This window comes from Sphingomonas tagetis, from assembly GCF_024211275.1.
In the GTDB taxonomy this organism is placed as follows: domain Bacteria; phylum Pseudomonadota; class Alphaproteobacteria; order Sphingomonadales; family Sphingomonadaceae; genus Sphingomonas; species Sphingomonas tagetis.
In genome coordinates, this window is sequence record NZ_JAMLDX010000056.1 from 1 (window position 1) to 1047 (window position 1047).

At 60.6% G+C, this 1047-nt stretch carries 1 protein-coding gene; it reads right to left on the bottom strand.

From position 1 onward, the window contains the following. Positions 1-120: 120 nt before the first annotated feature. Positions 121-878 (bottom strand): IS5 family transposase gene (locus tag M9978_RS22985; RefSeq protein WP_254297499.1). Its coding sequence is split into 2 segments (ribosomal slippage): positions 121-545 and positions 545-878, totalling 759 coding nucleotides; the frame shifts between segments, so codons are not numbered across the junction. Positions 879-1047: the final 169 nt, after the last annotated feature.

Sequence of the window (1047 nt, forward strand, 5' to 3'; positions counted from 1 at the left end):
GACAGGTCTATTCCGGCATAGTGCTTCATGGCTGCTTCCTTCCTTCAGATCCGACAACCAGAAGGTGCGCCGCTCAGCCGGCCCGAGGAAGCAGCCACAAATTACACGATGACTCATTGGTCATAGCCAGAAGATGACGGTGGCGGCGAGTGCGATGGCCGAGAAGAAAGCGGTTGGGCAGCGGTCGTAGCGGGTGGCGACGCGGCGCCAGTCCTTGAGGCGGCCGAACATGATCTCGATGCGGCTTCGACGCCTGTAGCGGCGTTTGTCGTATCTGATCGGCTCGTTGCGTGATTTCCTGCCCGGGATGCAGGGCTTTATGCCCTTTTCCTCAAGGGCCTCCCTGAACCAGTCGGCATCATAACCTCGGTCGGCGAGCAACCATTGCGCTTTCGGCAACTCGTCGAGCAGCGCCGCGGCGCCGATGTAATCGCTGATCTGACCAGCGGTCATGAAGAAGCTCAGGGGCCGACCGTTCGCATCAGTGACGGCATGGAGCTTGGTATTCATGCCGCCTTTGGTGCGACCGATCAGGCGGCCAAGATCCCCTTTTTTACCGCCAGGCTCGATGCCGTGCGGTGCGCCTTCAGGTAGGTCGCATCGATCATCACCGTCTTGCGGTCCGCGCCTGTCGAGGACAGCCCTTCCATCATCCGCGCGAACACGCCCGCTTCGCCCCACCGCTTCCAGCGGTTATACAGCGTCTTGTGAGGGCCATAGTCTCTCGGCGCATCCCGCCAGCGCAGCCCATTGCGGTTGACGAAGATGATCCCGCTCAACACCCGACGATCGTCAACCCGCGGCCTCCCATGGCTCTTCGGGAAATACGGCTCGAGCCGCGCCATCTGCTCGTCCGTCAGCCAGTAAAGGTCGCTCACATTCGGTCTCCTCGCGGAGCCTGAATCAGATAGCGCCTCTCACATCAATGGGTCATCGTGTAATTTGTGGCTGCTTCCTCGGGCCGGCTGAGCGGCGCACACTTCTGGTGGTCGAAGCCTGAAGGAAGGAAGCAGCCATGAAACACTATGCCGGATTAGACCTGTCGAT